The organism is Cellulosimicrobium sp. NPDC057862 (assembly GCF_042797035.1).
Lineage (GTDB): Bacteria > Actinomycetota > Actinomycetes > Actinomycetales > Cellulomonadaceae > Cellulosimicrobium.
The window spans coordinates 244,476-266,522 of sequence record NZ_JBHVMH010000004.1 but is presented as its reverse complement, the minus strand read 5'-3'; the positions used below and the strand labels follow the sequence as shown (position 1 = coordinate 266,522).

The 22,047-nt window shown below is 75.1% G+C and carries 20 protein-coding genes; 9 read left to right on the top strand and 11 right to left on the bottom strand.

Translation table 11 applies throughout. From position 1 onward, the window contains the following. Window positions 1-24: 24 nt before the first annotated feature. The 3 genes from ACFVN3_RS08325 to ACFVN3_RS08315 form a co-directional block, all read right to left on the bottom strand. On the bottom strand, window positions 25-1,383 hold the full coding sequence (locus tag ACFVN3_RS08325) for an MFS transporter (RefSeq protein WP_378232301.1): 1,359 nt from the start codon (window positions 1,381-1,383) through the stop codon (window positions 25-27). An 83-nt stretch (window positions 1,384-1,466) separates the two neighbouring features. Next, window positions 1,467-2,153: a lipoyl(octanoyl) transferase LipB gene (gene lipB, locus ACFVN3_RS08320; protein WP_378232300.1), complete on the bottom strand. Its 687-nt coding sequence runs from the start codon at window positions 2,151-2,153 to the stop codon at window positions 1,467-1,469. 9 nt (window positions 2,154-2,162) lie between these two features. After that, window positions 2,163-2,666 carry a MarR family winged helix-turn-helix transcriptional regulator gene (locus tag ACFVN3_RS08315; protein ID WP_378232299.1) on the bottom strand — a complete coding sequence of 168 codons (504 nt, stop codon included), beginning with the start codon at window positions 2,664-2,666 and terminating at the stop codon, window positions 2,163-2,165. A 38-nt stretch (window positions 2,667-2,704) separates the two neighbouring features. Here ACFVN3_RS08315 and ACFVN3_RS08310 point away from each other — a divergent pair, with 38 nt between their 5' ends. Continuing rightward, a complete protein-coding gene (locus ACFVN3_RS08310; RefSeq protein WP_378232298.1) occupies window positions 2,705-5,065 on the top strand; it encodes an MMPL family transporter in 2,361 nt (786 codons plus the stop codon). Here the strand turns inward: ACFVN3_RS08310 and ACFVN3_RS08305 are convergent. Further along, entirely contained in the window at window positions 4,978-5,691 is a 714-nt protein-coding gene (locus ACFVN3_RS08305; protein ID WP_378232296.1) for an HNH endonuclease family protein, read from the bottom strand. The two genes, ACFVN3_RS08310 and ACFVN3_RS08305, sit on opposite strands and share 88 nt — an antisense overlap. Before the next feature lie 163 nt (window positions 5,692-5,854). Here ACFVN3_RS08305 and ACFVN3_RS08300 point away from each other — a divergent pair, with 163 nt between their 5' ends. Both ACFVN3_RS08300 and ACFVN3_RS08295 read left to right on the top strand, forming a co-directional pair. Further along, window positions 5,855-6,895, top strand: a complete 1,041-nt coding sequence (locus ACFVN3_RS08300; protein ID WP_378232294.1) for a Gfo/Idh/MocA family protein — start codon at window positions 5,855-5,857, stop codon at window positions 6,893-6,895. A 174-nt stretch (window positions 6,896-7,069) separates the two neighbouring features. Then, complete coding sequence (locus ACFVN3_RS08295; protein ID WP_378232293.1) at window positions 7,070-8,461, top strand: hypothetical protein; 1,392 nt, start codon at window positions 7,070-7,072, stop codon at window positions 8,459-8,461. A 65-nt stretch (window positions 8,462-8,526) separates the two neighbouring features. Here the strand turns inward: ACFVN3_RS08295 and ACFVN3_RS08290 are convergent, their stop codons facing one another. From ACFVN3_RS08290 to lpdA, 3 genes are all read right to left on the bottom strand, one after another. Then, complete coding sequence (locus tag ACFVN3_RS08290; protein WP_378232292.1) at window positions 8,527-9,420, bottom strand: TIGR01777 family oxidoreductase; 894 nt, start codon at window positions 9,418-9,420, stop codon at window positions 8,527-8,529. 149 nt (window positions 9,421-9,569) lie between these two features. Next, window positions 9,570-11,384, bottom strand: a complete 1,815-nt coding sequence (gene sucB, locus ACFVN3_RS08285) for a 2-oxoglutarate dehydrogenase, E2 component, dihydrolipoamide succinyltransferase (RefSeq protein WP_378232291.1) — start codon at window positions 11,382-11,384, stop codon at window positions 9,570-9,572. A gap of 30 nt (window positions 11,385-11,414) precedes the next feature. After that, window positions 11,415-12,797 (bottom strand): dihydrolipoyl dehydrogenase, encoded by a 1,383-nt coding sequence (gene lpdA / locus ACFVN3_RS08280; RefSeq protein WP_378232290.1) that lies wholly within the window; start codon window positions 12,795-12,797, stop codon window positions 11,415-11,417. A 224-nt stretch (window positions 12,798-13,021) separates the two neighbouring features. On the opposite strand from lpdA, the gene ACFVN3_RS08275 reads away from it, so the two are divergent. Then, window positions 13,022-13,369: an oxidoreductase gene (locus ACFVN3_RS08275; protein ID WP_378232360.1), complete on the top strand. Its 348-nt coding sequence runs from the start codon at window positions 13,022-13,024 to the stop codon at window positions 13,367-13,369. A gap of 94 nt (window positions 13,370-13,463) precedes the next feature. Here the strand turns inward: ACFVN3_RS08275 and ACFVN3_RS08270 are convergent, their stop codons facing one another. Beyond that, window positions 13,464-14,969, bottom strand: a complete 1,506-nt coding sequence (locus ACFVN3_RS08270; RefSeq protein ID WP_378232289.1) for a leucyl aminopeptidase — start codon at window positions 14,967-14,969, stop codon at window positions 13,464-13,466. A 102-nt stretch (window positions 14,970-15,071) separates the two neighbouring features. Here ACFVN3_RS08270 and ACFVN3_RS08265 point away from each other — a divergent pair, with 102 nt between their 5' ends. The 4 genes from ACFVN3_RS08265 to ACFVN3_RS08250 are packed head-to-tail and all read left to right on the top strand — an operon-like array spanning window position 15,072 to window position 17,293. After that, window positions 15,072-15,428 (top strand): hypothetical protein, encoded by a 357-nt coding sequence (locus tag ACFVN3_RS08265; RefSeq protein WP_378232288.1) that lies wholly within the window; start codon window positions 15,072-15,074, stop codon window positions 15,426-15,428. A 16-nt stretch (window positions 15,429-15,444) separates the two neighbouring features. Continuing rightward, on the top strand, window positions 15,445-15,978 hold the full coding sequence (locus ACFVN3_RS08260; protein WP_378232286.1) for a hypothetical protein: 534 nt from the start codon (window positions 15,445-15,447) through the stop codon (window positions 15,976-15,978). Further along, window positions 15,975-17,087: a quinone-dependent dihydroorotate dehydrogenase gene (locus ACFVN3_RS08255; protein WP_378232285.1), complete on the top strand. Its 1,113-nt coding sequence runs from the start codon at window positions 15,975-15,977 to the stop codon at window positions 17,085-17,087. The genes ACFVN3_RS08260 and ACFVN3_RS08255 overlap by 4 nt, the downstream gene beginning before the upstream one ends. Further along, window positions 17,084-17,293, top strand: a complete 210-nt coding sequence (locus tag ACFVN3_RS08250) for a hypothetical protein (RefSeq protein WP_205203202.1) — start codon at window positions 17,084-17,086, stop codon at window positions 17,291-17,293. Before ACFVN3_RS08255 ends, ACFVN3_RS08250 begins: the two co-directional genes overlap by 4 nt. A 35-nt stretch (window positions 17,294-17,328) precedes the next feature. On the opposite strand, the gene ACFVN3_RS08245 is transcribed toward ACFVN3_RS08250, so the two are convergent. Then, on the bottom strand, window positions 17,329-18,840 hold the full coding sequence (locus ACFVN3_RS08245) for a PLP-dependent aminotransferase family protein (protein ID WP_378232283.1): 1,512 nt from the start codon (window positions 18,838-18,840) through the stop codon (window positions 17,329-17,331). Window positions 18,841-18,902: 62 nt separating this feature from the next. Between ACFVN3_RS08245 and ACFVN3_RS08240 the strand changes: the two genes are divergently transcribed. After that, complete coding sequence (locus ACFVN3_RS08240; protein ID WP_378232282.1) at window positions 18,903-19,622, top strand: YitT family protein; 720 nt, start codon at window positions 18,903-18,905, stop codon at window positions 19,620-19,622. Window positions 19,623-19,684: 62 nt separating this feature from the next. On the opposite strand, the gene ACFVN3_RS08235 is transcribed toward ACFVN3_RS08240, so the two are convergent. Together ACFVN3_RS08235 and ACFVN3_RS08230 are read right to left on the bottom strand one after the other, a co-directional pair. Further along, window positions 19,685-20,695, bottom strand: a complete 1,011-nt coding sequence (locus tag ACFVN3_RS08235) for an aldo/keto reductase family protein (protein WP_378232281.1) — start codon at window positions 20,693-20,695, stop codon at window positions 19,685-19,687. A gap of 150 nt (window positions 20,696-20,845) precedes the next feature. Beyond that, window positions 20,846-22,018 (bottom strand): epoxide hydrolase family protein, encoded by a 1,173-nt coding sequence (locus tag ACFVN3_RS08230; RefSeq protein ID WP_378232280.1) that lies wholly within the window; start codon window positions 22,016-22,018, stop codon window positions 20,846-20,848. Window positions 22,019-22,047 lie beyond the last annotated feature (29 nt).

Here is a 22,047-nt window from a genome sequence, read left to right as displayed (position 1 = left end):
CCCTGGTACGACGCCGGACTCCGGTCAGACTACGCGCTCGCGCTCGTCGTCTCCCGCGCGTCGCTCACCCTGTGGACGTGACGTCAGCGACACCCCGGTCGCGACGAGCAGGACCGCGGCGACCACGGGCAGGACGAACGCGGCCGTGGTCGAGATCCCGTCGGCGAGCGCGCCACCCCCGGACGCACCGATCGCGACGCCCACGACGTTGGCGCTCGCCACGAGCGTCATGGCCGACGCCGTCCGCCCGGCGGGCGCGCGCTCGCCGGCGACGGTGAACACCGTGACCATCACCGGCCCGACGAACAGGCCGGTCGCCGCGACCGCGACGACGACGGCCGTCAGCGAGCCGCTCGCGGCCGCGAGGACGAGGGAGAGCGTGCCCGCCACGAGCCCGGCGGCGAACGTGATCCACCGGCTGCGCGCGCCCCAGCGGCGGGGGAGCGCGACGACCGACAGCGCGGTGACGGCGGAGCCCACCCCCATCACGGCGTAGACGAGACCGGCGCTCCCGGGCACGCCCGCGTCGCGGGTCAGCGCGGTGAGCGCGGCCTGGGTCCCGCCGAACAGCAGGCCCATCGCGAGCATCCCGACGAGCACGACGGCCTCGCGCCGTACGAGCGCGAGCGTCCCGACGGCACCCGTGGGAGCGCTCGTCGTGCCCGCGCCCGCACCGGTGTCGGGTGAGGTCGTGGCGGGGAGGCGGACACCCGTCGCGCGCGCCGTCGGGTGGAGGGCGAACGCGGTGCCGAAGACGGCGATGCCGCCCGCGGCGACGAGGACCGCGACCTGCGGAGAGCCGGCCGACGCGAGGATGCCGACGAGCGCGGGGCCGAGCACGAAGCTCACCTCGTCGGCGGTGCTCTCGTAGCTCATCGCGGCCTCCACGGTGCGCGGCTCGTCGGCGGCGAGCCGGAGCCAGCGCACGCGCGCGAGCGGGCCGACCTGGGGTGCGCTGGCGCCCGTCACCGCTGCGGCGGCCAGGACCGCCGCCGTCGCGCCGGGCGCGGAGGCGGCGAGCACGAGGCCGAGCACGGCGAGCGTCGCGACGGGGACGGCGACGAGCAGGACCCCGCGCTGACCGACGCGGTCGGCGAGCGCGCCCTGGGTCGGGCCACCGAGCGCAGTGCCCAGCGCGGTCGACGCCGAGGCGAGCCCGCCGAGCGCGACGGACCCCGTCGTCGACGACACGAGGAGCAGGGTCCCGATGGTGAGCATCGAGAAGGGGAGCCGGGCGAGGAACGCCACGGGGAGGAACGCGCGGCCCGCGAGCTGGGGCAGGCGGGCGTAGCCGCTGCGAGCCGGCGCGTCGGGGCGGGGCGGCGCGGGGAGGGGTGAGGTGGTGCGGGCACGCGACGTCGGGCGCGCGGGGGTGGTGGTCATGCGGTCCAGGTCCTCGGGGTACGTCCTACCGCGCGCCGACCCACCCGTACTCCGGCGCGCGAGGATTCCCTGGACTACCCAGCCTAGCCCGCGAGCGCGTCCTGCGGGGTGGCGAGGTGCGCGCCGTCGGTCGTGGCCGCGGCGAGCAGCGGGGCGAGCGCGTCCTCCAGCGCAGCCACGAGCAGGGGCGCGACCTCGGCGAGCGTGACCTCGCGCCCGAGCTCGGCGGTGAGCGACGTCACGTCGGCGTCCTCGATCCCGCAGGGGACGATCCGGTCGAAGCGGGAGAGATCGGGGACGCAGTTGAGGGCGAGGCCGTGCATCGTCACGCCCTTGGCGACGCGCACGCCGACGGCGCAGACCTTGCGCTCGCGGCGGGTCTCGTCCGCCGCGACCCAGACCCCGCTGCGCCCCTCGACGCGCATCGTCACGAGGCCGAGCCGAGCGCACACGCCCATGACGGCCTCCTCGAGCGCGCGCACGTACGCGACGACGTCGACCGGCTCGGCGAGCCGCACGATCGGGTAGGCGACCTGCTGGCCCGGGCCGTGCCACGTGATCTTCCCGCCGCGGTCGACGTCCACGACGGGCGTGCCGTCGTCGGGCCGCTCGTCACGGCGCGTGCGGCGGCCGGCGGTGTAGACGGAGGGGTGCTCGACGAGGATCAGGGTGTCCGGCCGGGTGGTCGCGACGACGTCGTCGTGCACCGCGCGCTGGAGGTCCCAGGCCTCGTGGTACTCCGTGATCCCGGGCAGCGCGAGCAGGTCCATCGGCCCAGGCTAACCCTCGTCCAGGGGCGAGCGGGGGAGCGTCTTGAGGAGCGCGAGCAGGGCCTCGCGCAGCGCGACGACCTGGCCGTCGTCGAGCCCGCGTGTCGCGAGGTCCTCGGCGGGCCGGCGGCGCGCCGCCGCGAGCCCGGCGTCGCGCCCGGCCGCGGTGATCGCGACGGCGCGGCGGCGCCGGTCGACGGGGTCGTCCGTGCGCGTCACGTAGCCGGAGCGCTCGAGCCTCGCCACGACCCGGCTCATCGTCTGCTCGGTCACACCCGACTCCTCGGCGAGCACCCGCTGCGAGCGGGGGCCGGCGAGCAGGTGCATGAGCACCGGGAAGCCCGCGTGGTTGAGGTCCCACTTCCCGAGGTGGGCGTTCCACTCCCTCTCGATCCGGCGCGCGACGGCGAACAGGAGGCGGCCGGTGGCCCACTCCTGGGGGTCTGTCGGGGTGGGGTCGCCGACGTCCGGGTCGGCGTACGGCCCGGTGCGGTCCCTCGGTGACTGCTCCAACGTGCATTCCTCCCTCCACCATGGCACCATTCCTCAGCATGCTGAGCAATCGGACGGGCGGGTTCCTCCGCGGACTGATCATTGTCGCAGTCATCGGTCTGTGGATGGCGATCGGCGCACTGGGCGGCCAGGCGCAAGGTCAGCTGAGCAGCGTGCAGACCAACGACGCCGCGGCGTTCCTGCCCGCGAGCGCGGAGTCGACGCGCGCCGCCGAGGTCGCGCAGGAGTTCACGGACTCCGAGACGCTCCCCGCGCTCGTCGTCGCGACCACGGGCGACGGCAGCGCCCTGACGCCCGACGACCTCGCCGCGCTCGACGCCTACGCGCAGGCCGTGCCAGGTGCACCGCTCGAGGGCACGTCGGGCGACGAGCCCGCGACCGTGGGCGACGTCTCCGTCGCCGACCCCGTCGTCGTGCCGTCCGAGGACGGCGAGGCGGCGCTCGTCGTGGTCTCGCTCGACGCCTCCGTGGCGTCCGACCGGATCGGCGCCGACGAGGACAGCGTGAGCGAGCTCGCGGTCGGCGCCCTGCGCGACCTCGCTGCCGCGGACGCGTCCGAGGGCGGGCTCGCCGGCACCTCGCTCGACGTGTGGGTCACCGGCCCGGCCGGGTTCGTCGCCGACCTCGTCACCGCGTTCGGCGGGATCGACACCGTCCTCCTGCTCGTCGCGCTCGGCGCCGTGCTCGTCATCCTCGCGATCGTCTACCGGTCGCCGATCCTCCCGTTCCTCGTCATCCTCACGGCCGTGCTCGCCCTGACGCTGGCGGGCCTGGTCGTCTACCACCTCGCCGCGGCGGACGTCCTCACGCTCAACGGGCAGTCGCAGGGCATCCTCTCGATCCTCGTCGTCGGCGCCGCCGTCGACTACTCGTTGCTCGTCGTCGCGCGGTACCGGGAGGAGCTGCGCCTCGTCCGCTCGACGACGACCGCGCTGCGCCGCGCCGTGCGCGCCTCGGTCGAGCCCATCGCGGCGAGCGCCGGCACCGTCATCGCGGGCCTCCTGTGCCTCCTGCTGTCCGACCTCGCGTCGAACCGCAGCCTCGGTCCCGTCGCCGCGATCGGCATCGCCGCGGCGTTCGTCGCCGCCCTCACGCTCCTGCCCGCCCTCCTGCTCGTCGCCGGGCAGCGCTCGCGCGGGCTGTTCTGGCCGCGCATGCCCCGGTACGAGGGCGCGCACGCCGCGCACGACGCCGGTGCGGCGGAGACGCAGCCCGCGACCGTCGAGAGCGACGACGCGGTGAGCGTCGAGGGGCACGGCGTGTGGTCGCGCGTCGCGAGCTTCGTCGGGCGGCACGACCGGCGCGTGTGGGTCGTCACGGCGCTCGTGCTCGCCGCGTGCGCGGCGTTCGTCCCGACGCTCGACGCCGAGGGCACCGGCGACTCGGAGGTGTTCCTCGCGGACGTCGACTCCGTCGCCGGCGAGGAGGCGCTCACCGAGCACTTCGAGGGCGTCTCCGCGCAGCCTGCGATCGTCGTCGCCCCGGAGGCGGACCTCGACGCCGTCGTCGCGGCGGCCGAGGGCACCGAGGGCGTCGCCGCGGCGACCCCCGTCACGGACCAGCCCGCCGTCGCTCCCGGTGCACCCGCGCAGGGCGACCCGGTGGTCGTCGACGGGCAGGTGCGCGTCGACGTCACCACGGACGCGCCGTCCGACAGCCAGGAGGCCGTCGAGACGGTCTCGGCGCTCCGCGACGCCGTGCACGACGTCTCGCCCGAGGCCGTCGTCGGTGGCGCGGCGGCCGAGCGCCTCGACACCCAGCTCGCGGGCCAGCGCGACCTGCGGATCATCGTGCCGGTCGTCCTCGCCGTGATCCTGCTCATCCTCGTCCTGCTGCTGCGGTCGATCGTCGCGCCGGTCCTGCTCATGCTCGCCAACGTGCTGTCGTTCGGCGCCGCGCTCGGCGTCGCCGCGATCGTCTTCAACCACGTGCTCGACTTCCCGGGCGCCGACCCGGCCGTCCCGCTCTACGCGTTCTGCTTCCTCGTCGCGCTCGGGGTCGACTACTCGATCTTCCTCATGACGCGTGTGCGGGAGGAGAGCCTGCGGGTCGGGACGCGGCGAGGCGTGCTGCGGGGTCTCGCGGTCACCGGGTCGGTCATCACGTCCGCGGGCGTCGTGCTCGCGACGACGTTCGCCGCGCTCGGCATCATCCCGCTGCTGTTCCTCGCCCAGCTCGCGTTCATCGTCGCGTTCGGCGTCCTCGTCGACACGCTCGTCGTGCGGTCGCTGCTGGTGCCCGCGCTCGTGCACGACGTCGGTCGTCGGGCCTGGTGGCCGAGCGCCCTCGGGCGCGCCGACCGGGGGCCGGGTCAGCCCGCGGGGACGGGCTCGGCCGGGCAGTCCTCGAGCACGCGTGCCATCGCCTCGGACTCCGACGGCGTGACCGCGAGCTCGTAGGCGGCCTTCACCGCGATCTGCCGCGCCACGTACGGGCAGCGGAACGCGTGGTTCGGGGGCAGCCACGCCGACGCGTCGCGCGCGCCCTTGGACTGGTTCGCGGGGCCGTCGGACGCGAGCAGGTTGAGCGGGTCGTTGGCGAACTGCCGGCGCGTCTCGTCGTCCCAGGCGCGCGCGCCCTTGCGCCACGCGTCCATCAGCGGGACCACGTGGTCGATCTGGACGGCCATGCTGGTCGCGTTGCCGCGGCGGAAGTCGATGGTCTCGCCCGTGTAGGGGTCCTGAAACGTGCCCGTCCGCACCTCGCAGACCTCGCCCCGCGTCGAGAAGGTGAGCTCGGTGAGGTCGCGGGCGAGGATGTCGTTGCGGGTGTCGCACCCGTTGCCGTCGACGTCCGCCCACGCGGGACCGAAGAGCTCCCGCTCGTAGCCCGTGTCCGGACCGGGTCCCTTGACCTCGAGCCGCGCCAGCGCCTCGAGCGCGCTGCCCGGTGCGGGCTCCGGCTCGTCGTCGGCGGCGACCGACTGCTGGTTGATGACGTTCGCGACCACGATGGCGACCGCCAGGGCGATCAGGACGTAGCGCAGGACGCTCCGACGAGGGACGCGGCGGCTCGTGGTGCTCAAGGGACGACCTTCCCGAAACCGATTCTCGGCCCGACCCGCGCGAGACGGTACGCAGCGCTCCATACCGGACCAACGCGCATATTCTGCCAGGTCCGCGACGGTGCTCGGACCACTCCGCAGGACCGCTCCGGTACCGATCGGCGGCACGGCTAGATTGGGCGGCATGGACACCGCCGCGCGCACGCTCAGGGTCGGGATCGTCGGGTACGGGGGAGCGGGTCGCGGCATCCACGCGCGGCTCGTCCGCGAGGCCGGGCACGTCGTCACGGCGGTCGTCGTCCGGTCGCCCGAGCGCCGCACCGCCGCGGTCGAGGACTGGCCCGGCGTGCACCTGCACGACGACCTCGACGCTCTCCTCGCGGACCGCGCCGCCTACGACGTCGTCGTGGTCGCGAGCCCGTCGGCCCTGCACGCCGACCACGCCACCGCGCTCGCCCGGGCCGGCGTGCCGGTCGTCGTCGACAAGCCGCTCGCGCTCGGCGCCGCGGCGTCCCGCGCCGTCGTGGAGGCGGCCGAGGCAGCGGGCACGCCCCTCACCGTCTTCCAGAACCGCCGCTGGGACCCCGAGCAGCTCACGCTGCGCGTCGTCCTCGACCGTGGGGACCTCGGCCGCGTGCACACCTTCGAGCGCCGGTGGGAGCGGTGGCGCCCCGTGCCGCAGCAGCGCTGGAAGGAGAACGACCTCGTCGGAGGCGGCCTGCTCCTCGACCTCGGACCGCACCTCGTCGACTCCGCGACCCAGCTCTTCGGGCGCGTCGCCGGCGTGTGGGCCGAGCTGCGCTCGCACACCACCCCGACCGAGGACGACGTGTTCCTCGTGCTCCACCACGAGCCCGACGCCGACGGGAACGCGGTGGTCAGCCGCCTCTGGGCAGGCTCCGTCGTCGGCGCCCCGGGGCCGCGCACGCGCGTGCTCGGGACAGGCGGTGCGTACGTCGTGACGACCTTCGAGAACGACGCGTCGCCCTTCGAGGTGTTCGACGACGCCGCGCCCGAGGGCACCCTCGGATGGGTCACGCGTGGGCGCGAGCGCGAGCCCGTCGCGCAGGCCCCGGGCGGTCACGCCGACTTCTACCGAGCCGTCGCGGACTGGATCCTCGACGGGGGCCCCGCCCCCGTCGACCCGCACGACGCCGTCCGCATCGCCGAGGTCCTCGACGCCGCCCGCCGCAGCGCCCGCGAGGGTCGGCTCCTCGACGTCTGACCGCCCCCAGGGCGTGACCCGGCAGGCGCCCGCGCCCGGGTCTGGAACGGGCACGCTCGACGGGGCGCATCACGATCGGCCTGTGGACAACGGCACCTCGGGGTCCTCCGTGCGGTGAGATGAGTCATGCCGTTGTCGACGTCGCGTCGTGCGCGACCGCCCGTGGAGACCGTCGTGGACCTGGCGCCGGTGCTCGGCGCGGCGGGGTGGTCGGTCCGGCGGGAGCCCGGCGCGGACGGTGGCGTGGTGGCATACGACGACGCCGGGGCCGTGTGCGAGGTCGCGCGGTTGGAGGTTCCGGAGGGACCGGCGCTTCGTGCCGCGCTGGTCGAGCACCTGCACGCCCTCTCCGAGGACCACGAGCACCTCGTGGCGGTGCGTGGTGTCGTCGAGGCGGGGGAGTCGTCGCTCGTGGTCCTCACCGACCACGTCGACGGGCTGCGCCTCGACGAGCTCGCCGCGGCCCGGGAACCGTTCCGGGCCGCCGAAGCGGTCACGGTGCTGGTCCCGGTCGCGCAGGGGCTGGCGCGGCTCCATCAGGACGGGCGTGCGCACGGGAGCCTCGACGCGTCGGCGGTGGTCGTCACGCCGAGCGGGAGGGCGGTCCTGCGCCCCGCCCTGGCGCCCGCGCACCGGACGGCCGCGGACGACGTGCGTGACCTCGCTCGGCTCGTGCTCGACCTCGTGCCGCCTCCGGCGTCGAGCCACCCGTCCTCCCCGGTGACCGCCGACCCGGAGGAAGCACGTGATCTCGCGGCGCTGCACGCCGAGCTCGCGATCGCGCTGCGCGACGAACCCTCCGCGCGCCCTGCCGCGGGGACGTTCGCCGCGCGCTGCTACGACGCCGTGGAGCCGCGTCCGGTCGTGATGCCCGACGCCGCGCGTCTCGTCGCGGGAGCGTTCGGCGGTCGGCGGACCGTGCGACCCGGCGCCGGGGTGCCGACGGCCAGCAGGGGCACCGTGCGTGGCGGGACGAGGACCGGCGGTCGGGGTGCCCGGGCCCGACGGCGGCGGGCCGCCCGCACGGTCGGCACGAGCCTGGCGATCCTCGTCGGCTGTGCGGCGCTCGTGGTGCTGCTGGTCGCCCTGGGGCCGTCGCGGACGGCTGCGCCCGACGGCGGCGAGCCGTCGCCGAGCACGGCCACGACCGAGCCGGACGCGGGCACGAGGGCGGTGCTCGACCGGGACGACCCGAGCGGGGCTGCGCGCGCGCTCACCGCGCGGAGGCTCGCGCTGCTGACCGAGGGTGCGGGAGACCTGTCGTCGGTGGTGGTGGAGGGCTCGTCGGCGGAGGCGCGCGACGCCGCGGTGCTCGAGGCGCTCGACGGCGTGGACGTGCTCGACGCACGGGCGGAGGTCTTCGACGCCCGGCTCGGCGAGGACTGGTCACCCGCGCCGGCGGGCGCGGTGCCGACTGACGCGGTCGTCGAGGTCGACTACGCCGTCAGCGCGCACCGACAGCGCGCGGACGACGGCGAGCTGCACGTGCCCGCGACCCCGCGGACCAGCGTCGTGCTGGTGCTCCGCTGGACCGACGACGGGTGGCGCGTCGCCGAGGTGCGGTGACGCGTCCCGTCGCGGGCTCGGCTCGGCGGCTCGGAACGGCTCGGGACGGCCGTCGGGGCAGGGGGTCAGCGGCGCTCCGCGACCCGCCGCGCGGCGTCGGCGAGGAGGGGGTCGGAGAAGCTGAACCCGCTCGCCTCGAGCACGCTCGGGAGGGCACGCTGCGAGCCGAGGATGTCCGACGCCAGCTCGCCCAGCACGACGCGCAGCGCGACGGACGGGACCGCCAGCACGGCCGGGCGGTGGAGCTCGCGCGCGAGCGCGCGGGTGATCTCCGCGTTGGTGGCCGGGTGGGGCGAGCACAGGTTGACCGGCCCGTGCACGGGGGCGGTGAGCAGGTGGCGCAGCGCGTCGACCTCGTCGCGCAGCGTGATCCAGCTCCAGTACTGCGTGCCGGGGCCGAGCCGACCGCCCACGCCGAGGCGCAGCAGCGGCAGGAGCCTGCCGAGGGCGCCACCCTCGGACGAGAGCACGATGCCCGTCCGAGCGTGCACCACGCGGACGCCCGCCTGCTCGGCCGGCGCCGTCGCAGCCTCCCACTCTCGGACGAGGCGGGCGAGGAAGCCGTCGCCCGACGCCGACGTCTCGGTGAGCACCTGCGCGCCCCGGTCGCCGTAGTAGCCGATGGCGGAGCCCTGGACCCAGACGGGCGGCGGCGCGTCGAGAGCGGCCATGGTCCGGGCCAGGAGACCGGTGGTCCGGGTCCGGGACGTGACCAGGGTGCGCTTGTACTCCGTCGTCCAGCGGTGGTCGCCGATCCCCGCGCCCGCGAGGTTCACGACGGCGTCCGAGCCCTCGAGCACGCCGGGGTCCAGGACGCCGGCGTCGGGGTCCCACTCGTGCTCGTCGGACGTCTGCGGGGCACGCCGCACGAGTCGGCGCACGTGGTGGCCGTCCTCGCGCAGCCGCTCGAGCAGCTCCGCACCGATGAATCCGTGCGAGCCCGCCACGACGATGTCCATGGGGACACGCTACGGGGCGGCGACGGCCCCGCGCACCCGTGGTGGAGATCTTCTCTGCGGCCCGACGCCGGGTCCGGCCACGAGAACGCCGAAAGGCCCCGACCATGACGGTCGAGGCCTCTCGGCGGTGCCTCAGGGGAAGCAGCGTGTCAGAGGCCGACCTCGGCCTCGAACGCGCCCTCCTCGATGCGGTTCTTGATCGTGGTGAGGAAGCGCGCGGCGTCCGCACCGTCGACCAGGCGGTGGTCGTAGGACAGGAAGATGAAGCACGTCGAGCGGATGCCGATCGTGTCGTTCCCGTCCGCGTCCGTGACGACGACCGCGCGCTTGGTGATGGTCCCCGTGCCGAGGATCGCCACCTGGCCGACCGGGACGATCGGCGTGTCGAAGACGGCGCCGCCCGAGCCGGTGTTGGTGATCGTGAACGTCCCGCCCGCGAGCTCGTCCGGCCCGACCTTGTTGGCGCGCGTGCGCGAGCCGAGGTCGGAGATCTTGCGCGCGATGCCGGCGAGGTTGAGGTCGCCCGCGTCCTTGATCACCGGGACGACGAGGCCGCGCTCGGTGTCGACCGCGATGCCGACGTTCTCCTGGCCGTGGTAGGTGATCTCGTCCTCGGCGAAGGTCGCGTTGATCTTCGGGTAGGCCTTGAGCGCCTCGACCGCGGCGAGCGTGAAGAACGGCAGGAACGTGAGGTTGGCACCCTCGCGCGCCTTGAAGTCGGCCTTCGCGCGGTTGCGCAGCGCGGCGACGCGCGTCACGTCGACCTCGACGGCCGTCGTGAGCTGGGCCTGGGTGGTCAGCGCCTCGACCATGCGGCTCGCGACGAGCTTGCGCAGGCGGCTCGTCTTCTCGGTCGTGCCGCGCAGCGGCGAGACCGCCGGGACGGAGGCCTTCTTCGGGGCACCACCGGCTGCGGGAGCCGCGGGAGCGGCGGCGGCCGGGGCGGCCTTGGCCTCCTCGGCCTTGCGGGCGGCCTCGAGCACGTCCTCCTTGCGGATGCGGCCGCCGACGCCCGTACCCGAGAGGGTCGAGAGGTCGACGCCCTTGTCCGCGGCGAGCTTGCGCACGAGCGGCGTGAGGTAGGTGCCACCGGCCTTGGCGGCCGGGGCCGGGGTAGCACCCGGGGCCGACGCCGCGGCCGGCTTCTCGGCGGCCGGAGCGGGGGCGCTCGTCGTCGGGGCGGGCGTCGCCTCCTGCGCGGCCTGCGCGGGGACGTCCGCCTCGCTCGCGGGCGTCCGTGCCTCGGTGGGCGCCTCGGCGGGAGCGGACTCCTGCTTCGGGGCCTCCTGCGCGGGCTGCTCGGCCGGGGCCGCGGGGGCCGCGGCCGAGGCGGCGCCCGAACCGACGATCGCGAGCACGGTGCCGACCTCGACCGTCTCGTCCTCCTGGACGAGGATCTGCTGGACGGTGCCCGCCACGGGTGAGGGGACCTCGGTGTCGACCTTGTCGGTCGAGACCTCGAGCAGCGGCTCGTCGACCTCGACGGTCTCACCGACCGACTTGAGCCACCGGGTCACGGTGCCCTCGGTGACGGACTCGCCGAGCGCGGGGAGCTTGATCTCCTCGCCGTCCCCGGAGGACTGCGGCGCGGGAGCGGCCTGCTCGGCGGGGGCGGGCTCGGCGGGGGCCTCCTGCGCGGCGGGCTGCGCCGGCTCGGGCTCCGGCGCGGCCTGGGGCGCGGGCTCCTCGGCCGCCGCGGGGGCGGGCGCGGCGTCGCCGCCGCCGGAACCGTCGCCGATCACGGCGAGGTCGGTACCGACCTCCACGGTCTCGTCCTCCTGGACGAGGATCTGCTCGAGCACGCCCGCGACGGGCGACGGGATCTCGGTGTCGACCTTGTCGGTCGAGACCTCGAGCAGCGGCTCGTCGACGGCGACGGTGTCGCCGACCGACTTGAGCCAACGGGTGACGGTGCCTTCGGTGACGGACTCGCCGAGGGCCGGCATCTGCACGTTCTCAGACATGACCTGCCTGGTCTCCTTCGATCGTTGGGGTCAGTTGTGGGCGTGCAGAGGCTTGCCGGCGAGTGCCAGGTGCGCCTCTCCGAGTGCCTCGTTCTGGGTGGGGTGGGCGTGGACCAGGGCGGCGACGTCCTCCGGGTACGCCTCCCAGCCCACGATGAGCTGGCCCTCGCCGACGAGCTCGCCGACGCGCGCGCCGATCATGTGCACGCCGACGACGGGCCCGTCCTTGCGGCGCACGAGCTTGACGAAGCCGCTGGTCGCGAGGATCTTGCTCTTGCCGTTGCCGGCGAGGTTGTACTCGAGGGACTCGACCTGGTCGGCGCCCCACGTCTCGATCGCCGCGGCCTCCGTGACGCCGACGGACGCGATCTCGGGCTCGCAGTACGTGACGCGCGGGATCGACGACTCGACGATCGGCGTCGGGTCGAGCCCGGCGATCTGCTCCGCGAGGAAGATGCCCTGCGCGAACCCGCGGTGCGCGAGCTGGAGGCCGGGCACGATGTCGCCCGCGGCCCAGATGTTCCCGACGCCCGTGTGCAGGCGCTCGTCGACGATCACGAACCCGCGGTCGAGCGTGATGCCCTGCGCCTCGAAGCCGAGGTCCGCGGTGCGCGGTCCGCGACCCACGGCGACCAGCAGCAGCTCGGCCTCGAAGGTCTTGCCGGACTCGAGCGTGACGGTGACCCCCGAGTCGGTCTCCTTGACGCCCGCGAACCGGTCGCCGAGCGAGAACGTGATGCCGCGCTTGCGGAACGCCCGCTCGAGCGACTTGGAGAGCGCCTCGTCCTCGTTGGGCACGAGGTGGGGCAGCGCCTCGACGATCTGCACGTCGGCGCCGAACGACTTCCACACGCTCGCGAACTCGACGCCGATCACGCCGCCGCCGAGGACGACGACGGACCTCGGGACCCGGTCGAGCCCGAGAGCCTGGTCGGACGTGATGACCCGCCCGGCGATCTCGAGGCCCGGCAGCGAGCGCGAGTACGAGCCCGTCGCGAGGACGACGTGGCGGCCGGTGTACCGGGTGCCGTCGACCTCGACGGTGTCCTGCGACACGAGCCGGCCGTGGCCCTGGACGAACGTGATGCCGCGCGAGGACACGAGGCCCTGCAGTCCCTTGTAGAGACCGGCGACGACGCCGTCCTTGTAGCTGTTGACGCCCGCCATGTCGATGCCGTCGAACGTGCTGCGGACGCCGAACTTCACGCCCTCGCGGGCGCCGTCGGCGAGCTCGGCCGCGTGGAGCAGGGCCTTGGTGGGGATGCACCCGTTGTGCAGGCAGGTACCACCGAGCTTGCCCGACTCGACGAGCGCGACGGAGAGGCCGAGCTGGGCGGCGCGCAGCGCGGTGGCGTAGCCGGCGCTGCCTCCGCCCAGGACGACGACGTCGAATGGTGTGCCGGGTTCGGCCACGTGCGACTCCTTCAGCGAGGGGAGAGCGAGGGCGGACGTCCACGGCACGTCGACGGGCCGGACGGGAACCGCTGGCCCACGGTGCGTGAACGTTCTCCGGGTGCCATCTTGGCACCTCGGGCACGGGCTCCCCAATCGAAACCAGGGCCTCGCGGCTGTGACGCTGCAGACAGCGCGCCCACCGTATGACCAGGGTCACGCTGTACCCTGCCGCTGTGCCTCGGCTGCCCAAGCTGTCCAGCCTGTTCTCCCGCCGCCCCGCGACGACCCCGTCCGCGACCGGCGGCTCCGCCGCGCCGTCGGACGCCCGCCGCGCGACGCTTGCCCACCTCCAGGACTTCGTGCGCACGCGCGTCGGGGTCGAGGCGTACGTCGAGCCGCCCACGCAGGACACGGGCGCGACGCTCCTGCTCATCGCGACGACGGGGGAGTGGACGCGCCGCCGCGTGCCCGACGAGAAGACGGCGTTCGACGTCGCCGGCTCGCTGGGCGTGCCGGTCTACAACGTCCGCTTCACCGGCTACCCGCAGCGCATGCGGGACTGGAACTCGCGCCAGCGCCGGAGCTCCTGACCGCCTGACCAGGCGATCTGCCCGGGTCGATCAGGTGGTCCTGGTTCGTCCGGGCGATCGGACGGACCAGGACCACCTGCTCGGCGGAGCCGGGTCAGCGGCGCGCGCGGCCCTCGACCAGGCCGAGCAGGGTACGGACGGCGACGCCCGTGCCGCCGACCGGGGTGTACCCGTGCGCGGAGCCCTCGTTGAACGCCGGGCCGGCGATGTCGAGATGGGCCCACGGCGTCTCGCCGACGAACTCCTGGAGGAAGAGGCCCGCGACGAGCATGCCGCCGAACCGGTCGCCGATGTTCGCGAGGTCCGCGACCTTCGACTTCAGCGAGGCGCCGAGCTCCTCGGGCAGCGGCATGGGCCAGAACTGCTCGCCCGCCGCGTCCGCCGCCGTGACGACCTCGGCGCGCACGTCGTCGGCGCCCATGACGGCGGAGACGCGGTTGCCGAGCGCGACCATCTGCGCGCCGGTGAGCGTCGCGACGTCGAGCACGACGTCCGGCTTCTCCTCGACCGCGGCGACGAGGCCGTCGGCCATGACGAGGCGGCCCTCGGCGTCGGTGTTGAGCACCTCGACGGTCTTGCCGCCGCGGATCGTGATGACGTCCGACGGGCGCTGCGCGGTGCCCGACGGCATGTTCTCCGCGAGGCACAGCCAGCCCGTCACGGCCACGGGCAGCCCGAGGCGCGCGGCGGCGACGACCGTCTGGAGCACGGCGGCGGCGCCGGCCATGTCGGACTTCATGGCCTCCATGCCCTTGGCGGGCTTGATCGAGATGCCGCCCGAGTCGAACGTGATGCCCTTGCCGACGAGCGCCACCTTCGCGGCGGGGCGCGACGGCGCGTAGGCGACCTTGACGAGGCGCGGACCGCGCGCCGAGCCCTGGCCCACGCCGACCAGGCCGCCGTAGCCGCCCGCGGCGAGCGCCTTGTCGTCGAGCACCGTGACCTTGAGGCCCTTGGCACCGGAATCCTTGACGGCCTGCTTCGCGACGTCGGCGAACGCGGCCGGGAAGAGGTCGTTGGGCGCCGCGTTGACGAGGTCGCGCGTCGCGTTGACCGCGGCCGCGACGACCTTGGCCCGCTCGACGGCGGCCTTGGCCGCGGAGCTGCGTGCGCTCGCGGCGAGGACCTCGACGGTGGCGGGCGGGCGGCTCGCGGCCGAGGCCGCCGCCTCGCCCGTGCGGTAGCGCGCGAACCCGTAGGCGCCGAGCAGCGCGCCCTCGGCGACGGCGCCGAGCTCGGCCTCGTCCTCGACGGGCAGCGCGACGGCGACCGACGCCGTGCCGGCGAGCGCGCGCAGCGCGGCACCGGCGGCGCGGCGCAGCGCCTCGGTGCTGAAGGTGCCGTCGGCGCGCCGCGAGCCCAGGCCCACGAGGACGAGCACGTCGGCCTTGAGCTCGGGCCCGGCGGGGACCTTGCGGACCTCGTCGGCCGCGCCCGTGATGCCGAGCGCGGGCGCGAGGTGCTCGAGGGCGGCGACCACCGGGCGGGGCAGGTCGCCCCCGACGATCGCGACGCCGTCGGACGTCGTGTGGGTGCCGACGACGAGTGCGTCGACCTTGGCACCGGCGGGATTCTTGCTGGAGACGGTCAGTTCAGCCACCCCGCGATGCTATCCCCGGGGACGCCGCCGGTGCCCCCGCGAGGCCGGCGGGACCGTGGACGGATTCCGTGGCCGCGGGTCGCCCCCGGTACGCTCGGCCGCGTGGTCCTTCCCCTCCTGCTGCTCGTGGTCGCGGCGTGCGTCGCGCTCGCCGCGTGGGCGCTCGTGTTCGTCGCGCGCGACCGCGCGGTCATCCTGCGCCAGCTCTGGGGGGCGGCGGTGGTCGAGGGTCTGATCCTCGTGCAGGCGGTGGTGGTGGGCGTGCTCGGCGCCACCGGGACCGCGCCGAGCGACCCCGTGCTGCTGTGGGGATACCTCGTGACCACCCTCTTCATCCTGCCCGTCGCCGCGCTGTGGGCGTTCGCCGAGCGCTCGCGCTGGAGCTCCGTCGTGCTCGCGGTCGCCGCGCTCACGGTCGCGTTCCTCGAGTGGCGGCTGTGGCAGATCTGGAACGCCTGACCTGGAGGTCCACGCCATGAGCGCACCCTCCGCCCCGGACGGGACGGACTCCTCGGCGACGCCGACGGCGCACGGTACGACGCCCCGACCGCGACGCACGAACACCGGCTTCGGGCGGGTGCTCGTCGCCGTGTACGGCATCTTCGCCCTCGCGGCCACGGCCCGGGCCGCTGTCCAGCTCCTGCGCGACTGGCACGAGGCACCCGTCGCCTACGCCCTGTCGGCGCTCGCGGCGGCCGTGTACGTCGTCGCCACGGTCGCGCTCGCGCGCGGCGGTGCCGTCGCGCGCCGCGTCGCGTGGGTCGCGGTGGGCGTCGAGCTCGTCGGCGTGCTCGCCGTCGGCGCCTTCTCGCTCGCCGACCCCGAGGCCTTCCCCCGTGCCACCGTCTGGTCCGGCTTCGGCCAGGGCTACGGCTACGTGCCGCTCGTCCTGCCCTTCGTGGGGCTGTGGTGGCTCTGGCACACCCGTCCGGGAGCCCTCTCGCAGGCCACCGCCCCGAGCGCCACCAGCACCCGCACCGCCACCGACGCCCCGGAGGACGCCGCATGACCCGCCGCCGACCGCTCCTCTACGGACTGCTCTTCGACACCGTCTTCCGCCGCATGGACCCCGAGCGCGCCCACCACGTCGCGTTCGACCTCATCGGGGCCGTCGGCCGCGTGCCGGTGCTGCGCGACGTCGTGCAGGGGGCGCTCGCGCCGTACCTGGGTCGCGCGGCCGGGGGCCGGGGCAGCGTCGAGGTCCTGGGCAAGGTCTTCCCCGCGCCCTTCGGCCTCGCGGGCGGGTTCGACAAGGACGCGCGCGCCGTGCGCGGGCTGACGATGCTCGGCTTCGCGTTCGTCGAGATCGGCACGGTCACGGCGCACGCGCAGCCGGGCAACGAGAAGCCGCGGCTGTGGCGCGAGCTCGACGTGATGGGCGTGCGCAACCGCATGGGCTTCAACAACGAGGGCGCCGCGGCGGCCGCTCGTCGGCTCGAGGCGCTGCGCTCGACGAGGTCGGGGCGCGCCGTGCTCGTGGGCGCCAACATCGGCAAGACGAAGGTCACGCCCGCGGCCGAGGCCGCCGCGGACTACGCGACGAGCGCGGGCCTGCTCGCGCCCTACGCCGACTACCTCGTCGTCAACGTCTCCTCGCCCAACACCCCGGGCCTGCGCGACCTCCAGGAGGTCGAGTCGCTGCGGCCGATCCTCGTGGCGGTGCGGGAGGCCGCCGACACGTCGACCGCGGACGCCGGCGTCGCCCGCGTGCCGCTGCTCGTCAAGATCGCGCCCGACCTCGCGGACGAGGACGTGGACGCGGTCGCCGACCTCGTCGACGAGCTCGACCTCGACGGCGTCGTCGCGGTGAACACGACGATCGGGCACGACCGCGGGCCCGGTGGGCTGTCCGGCCCGCCCGTCCGCGCCCGGGGCCTCGCCGTGGTCGCGCGCCTGCGCGAGCGCCTCGGTGCGCGGCGCGCGATCATCGGCGTCGGGGGCATCACGACCGCGCACGACGCTCGTGACTACCTGCACGCGGGCGCCGACCTCGTCCAGGGGTACACCGGGTTCCTCTACCAGGGCCCGCTCTGGGCGGCGCGCATCAACCGGTCGCTCGCGCGCCACCCGGAGCCGGGCGAGCACGTGCGCGGCGCCGAGGCGAGGGAGGCACGATGATCCGGCCGCAGTGGGTCTGGGAGCTCGACGACGCCGAGGGCCGTGTCCTCGCCGCCCCCGTGAGCCCCGTCTTCACGACGCAGTACGACGCCGAGCAGTGGCTCGGCGAGACGTGGCGGACCTTGGCCGCCGAGGGCGCCGCCGTCGCGCGGCTCCTGCACGACGGCGCGCAGGCGACCGCGCCCGTCGAGCTCCGGTCCCGCTGACCGCGGTCGTCGCCCACCGACGGCCCGGGGCGGCGTCAGCCCGCCACGCGTGACCATGCGGCGGCGAGCCGGGGCACCGCCCGCTCCAGCTCCTCGGGCGGCCGCGAGAACGTGAGGCGCAGCCGGTCCGCGGCGCTGCCGTCGGGGGTGAACGTCGGGCCGGCGTTGACCAGGACGCCCTCCGCGGCGGCCGCGGCCGCGAGCGCCTGGGCGACGGGCGCGCCCACGTCGACCCACAGGGACAACCCGCCCTCCGGGACGTGCACGCGCCAGTCGGGGAGGGCCGCGCCCAGGAGCCCGCACAGCAGGTCGCGCTGTGCGCGCAGCATCCGGCGGCGCTCGGCGAGCACGCTGCCCGCGTCGTCGAGCAGCTCGACCACGGCGAGCTGCTCGAGCACCGCGGTCGCGATGTCGGCGGACTGTCGTGTGCGTGCGAGACGCGCGACGAGGTCGGGGTGCGCGCGGACCCACCCGACGCGCAGCCCGCCCCAGAACGACTTGGACGCCGACCCCACGGTGACGACGTACGGCGACGTCCCGTCGCCGGCGAGCGGCTCGACGACGGGGCCGACGGCGTCGGGGTCGCCGTCGAGGTCGAGGTCCGTGAGGGTCTCGTCCCCGACGACGGTCACGCGGTGCCGCGCCGCGGCGTCGCGCACCCCGGCCCGTTCCTCGGCCGTGAGCGTGTAGGCGGTCGGGTTGTGGAAGTCCGGCACGAGGTACACCAGCCGCGGCGAGACCTGGCGCAGCGTCGAGCCGAAGAGGTCGACGTCGAACCCGGGCGCGTCCCGCTCGCGGCCGGGGTGCGCCTCCCGGTCACCGCGCCCCACGGGGACGGGGACGAGCCGTGCTCCCGCGCGCCGGAGCGCCTCCATCGCGTGGTAGTACGTCGGCGACTGCACGACGGCGCGGTCCCCGGTGCCGAGGAGCGTGCCGGCGAGGGTCGTGATCGCGTGCTGGGCGCCGGTCGTGACGAGGACCTCGTCGGGCGTCGTCGGCGTGCCGCGCCGGGTGTGGTGGTCGGCGATCGCCTCGCGCAGGGCGACGACGCCGTACGGCTCGTACCCGCCCCCGGACAGGTGCTCGGGGAGGCGTTCGAGCGCGCGCGAATAGGCGCCGTGCAGCCCGCTCGGGGCGGCGGACGTCGCCTGGGAGAGGTCGGCGAGGTCGATCGGCGCGACGTGGGGCGCGGGCGTGGGCGGGGCGTCGCCCCCGCGGGCGCGGGGCGCGGCCCGGGGCCGCGTCGCACGAGGGAGCACGACGACGGTCCCCGACCCCGTGCGCGAGCGAGCGAACCCCAGCTCGCGCAGCCGCCCGTACGCGGCCGCCGTGGTGGTGCGGGAGACGCCGAGCGCGACGGCGAGGTCGCGCTCGGACGGGAGCCGCGTGTGCGGGGCGAGCGTGCCGGCGAGGACGGCGGCGCGCAGCGCGTCGGCCAGGGCGGTGTACGCGGGGCCGCCCGCGTGCCAGCGTCCCAGCAGCCGCGCCGCGGCAGCGGGGGAGAGGTGGCGGTGGACGTCGACGGACCCGAGCGGGGCGAGGCTCATGGGGCCACTCTCTCGCGATTGGCTATGGATGTCGATGCCACTTGGTCGTCAGGATGGCTCGCATGAGCCCCACCCGTCGTGCCGTCCAGCTCCTCCTCGGCCTCCTCGCCTACGCGCTCTCCATGGTGATGCTGCTCCACGCCGGGCAGGGCGGGATGCCGTGGGACGTCCTGCACCAGGGCGTCGTGCTCCGTACCGGGCTGCCGTTCGGCGTCGTCGTCGGGTCGCTCAGCGTGCTCGCGCTGCTCGCGTGGATCCCGCTGCGTCAGCGCCCCGGGATCGGGACGATCGCGAACGTCGTCGTCATCACCCTGACCATCGACCCGGCGATCGCGCTCGTGACGCGCCTCGTGCCCGACCCCGGCGTCGCCGCGAGCGTCGCGCTCGCCGTCGGCGGGATCGTGCTCAACGGGCTCGCGACCTCGGCGTACCTCGGGGTGCGCCTCGGGCCCGGCCCGCGCGACGGGCTCATGACCGGTCTGGTCGCGCGCACCGGGTGGTCGGTGCGCCTCGTGCGCACGCTCATCGAGGTCGTCGTCGTGTCGCTGGGCTGGGTGCTCGGCGGCACGCTGGGCTGGGCGACGATCGCCTACGCGCTGGGCGTCGGGCCGATCGTCCAGCTCACCGCGCGCTGGTTCGCCCCGCGAGGGCTCGCGGGCCCGCGCCCTGCCCGCGCCCGGGCACGCCGACGGGCGCACGTCGGGACGGAGCCGCGGGAGCCGGTCGCCGCGACCACAGGCCCCCGGCCGGACGAGGGAGGCATGCCCGAGCCCGGCCGGTGAGGAGACGACGACGGCCCCGGCGGACCGCCGCCGGGGCCGTCGTCGCGCGCGGTGCGCCGGAGTCAGACGACGCGTGTCTGCGGCGCGTTCTCGGCGGTCTTGCCCGGGTCGCGCTCGACGGCGTCCCCGAGGACGTCGTCGATGCGCGCCAGGAGCTCGGCCGGGATCGTCACGCCCGACGCCTTGACGTTCTCGGCGACCTGCTCGGGTCGGGAGGCGCCCACGAGCGCCGCCGCGACGTTGTCGTTCTGCAGGACCCACGCGACCGCGAGCTGCGGCATGGTGAGCCCCAGCTCCTCCGCGACGGGCTTGAGGTTCTGCACGCGCGTGAGGACGTCGTCGGTCATGAACTGCGAGATCCCGCCGCGGCCCGCCTTCTCGTCGGCCGCGCGCGACCCGGCGGGTGCCGCCTGGCCGGGCAGGTACTTGCCGGACAGCACGCCCTGGGCCATCGGGGACCAGACGATCTGGGACAGGCCCAGCTCGCGCGAGGTCGGCACGACCTCGTCCTCGATGACGCGCCACAGCATCGAGTACTGCGGCTGGGAGGAGATGAGCTGGAAGCCCAGCTCCTTCGCGAGCGCGGCGCCGGCGCGGATCTGGTCGGCGGTCCACTCGGAGACACCGATGTACAGGGCCTTGCCCTGCCGGACGATGTCGGCGAACGCCTGCATCGTCTCCTCGAGCGGCGTCTCCGTGTCGTACCGGTGCGCCTGGTAGAGGTCGACGTAGTCGGTGCCGAGGCGCTGCAGCGACCCGTTGATCGACTCCATGACGTGCTTGCGCGACAGCCCGGTGTCGTTGGGGCCGCCGGGCCCGGTGGGCCAGTAGACCTTGGTGAAGATCTCGAGCGACTCGCGTCGCTGGCCCTTCAGGGCGTCGCCGAGGACCTGCTCTGCCTTCGTGTTCGCGTAGACGTCCGCGGTGTCGAACGTCGAGATGCCGGCGTCGAGGGCCGCATGGACGCACGCCGTCGCGACGTCGTTCTCGACCTGGGAGCCGTGGGTGAGCCAGTTGCCGTAGGTGATCTCGGAGATCTTGAGGCCGGAGTTGCCGAGGTATCGGTAGCGCATGGTGTCGAGCCTACGGCGCGTGCGACCGCGCGCCGTCTCGCCGACGGGACCCGACGCGGGAGAGCCCGCGCCCCCGACGTGGCGAGATGGGTCCTGACGTTCGCTGCGCCGTGCGAGGCCGACCCGCGCACCTCGTCCGTGGTCGGTCGGCTACAGCAGCCCGACGAACGACCGCAGCTCGTGGGCGTAGCTCTCGGGCTGCTCGAACGGGGCGAAGTGGCCGCCGCGGGGCGGTTCGGTGGCGTAGACGGTGTTCGCGACGCGGTCGAGCCAGGCCCGTGGGGGCCGCACGACGTCACCGGCGAACACCGAGAAGCCGGACGGCACCTCGACGCGGCGGGAGAGCTGTTCGCGCGGGATCGCGGCGTTGGCCCGGTAGGCGCGGACGCCGGCCCCGACGTTGCCGGCTGCCCAGTGCTCGGTGAGGAGGGCGAGGACCTCGTCACGCGTGTAGACGGACTCGAGGTCGCCGCCGCAGTCGCTCCACGACCGCAGCTTCTCGACGACCCAGGCCGCGAGACCGGCGGGGGAGTCGGTGAGGCCGACCGCCAGCGACTGCGGCTTCGTGGCCTGCACGGCGGCGTAGCCGCCCTCGGTCGTGCGCCACCGTGCGCTCTCGTCGAGCCAGTCGCGCTCCTGGGGCGTGAGGGACGCGGGGTCACCCGTGAACAGGGGCAGCCCGGCGTCGGTGCGGTGCACGGCGATGACCCGGTCGGGGAAGTCGAGGGCGAGGAACCGGGCGACGTGGCTGCCCATGTCCCCGCCCGCGACGAGGAACCGGTCGTAGCCGAGCGCGGTCATGAGCTCGGCCCACAGGGCGGCGACCGCGCGGTTGTCCGGGGTCGGGCCGGAGGGGACGTCGGAGAAGCCGAAGCCCGGCATGTCGGGGACGACGAGGTCGAAGGTGCGTCGCCCCGCACCGCCCGGGGCCGTGGGGTGGCCCGGGTCGGTCAGGAGCGGTACGACCTTGCGGTATCGCCACGCGGAGTCGGGCCAGCCGTGCGCGAGCAGGAGCGGGAGCGGGGGCGCGTCACCGGGACGCCGGGTCGCGAGCGCGTGGAGGAGGTGGACGCGGGTCCCGTCGATCGTCGCGCGACGGCTCGGGAGCGCGGAGAGCTGTGCCTGGTGCGCGGCGAAGTCGAAGCCGTCGGCCCAGTACGCGACCAGGTCGCGCAGGTACGCGACGTCCGTGCCGGCGTCCCACCCGAGCCCGTCCGGGGCGTCGACCCACCGGGTCGCGCGGAGGCGGGACCGGAGGTCCGCGACCACCGCCTCGGAGATCTGCGGCGTGAAGCTCTCGAGGTCGGTCACGCGGTGCACCATGACGTCGAGGCTATCGGGACCGGGAGGCC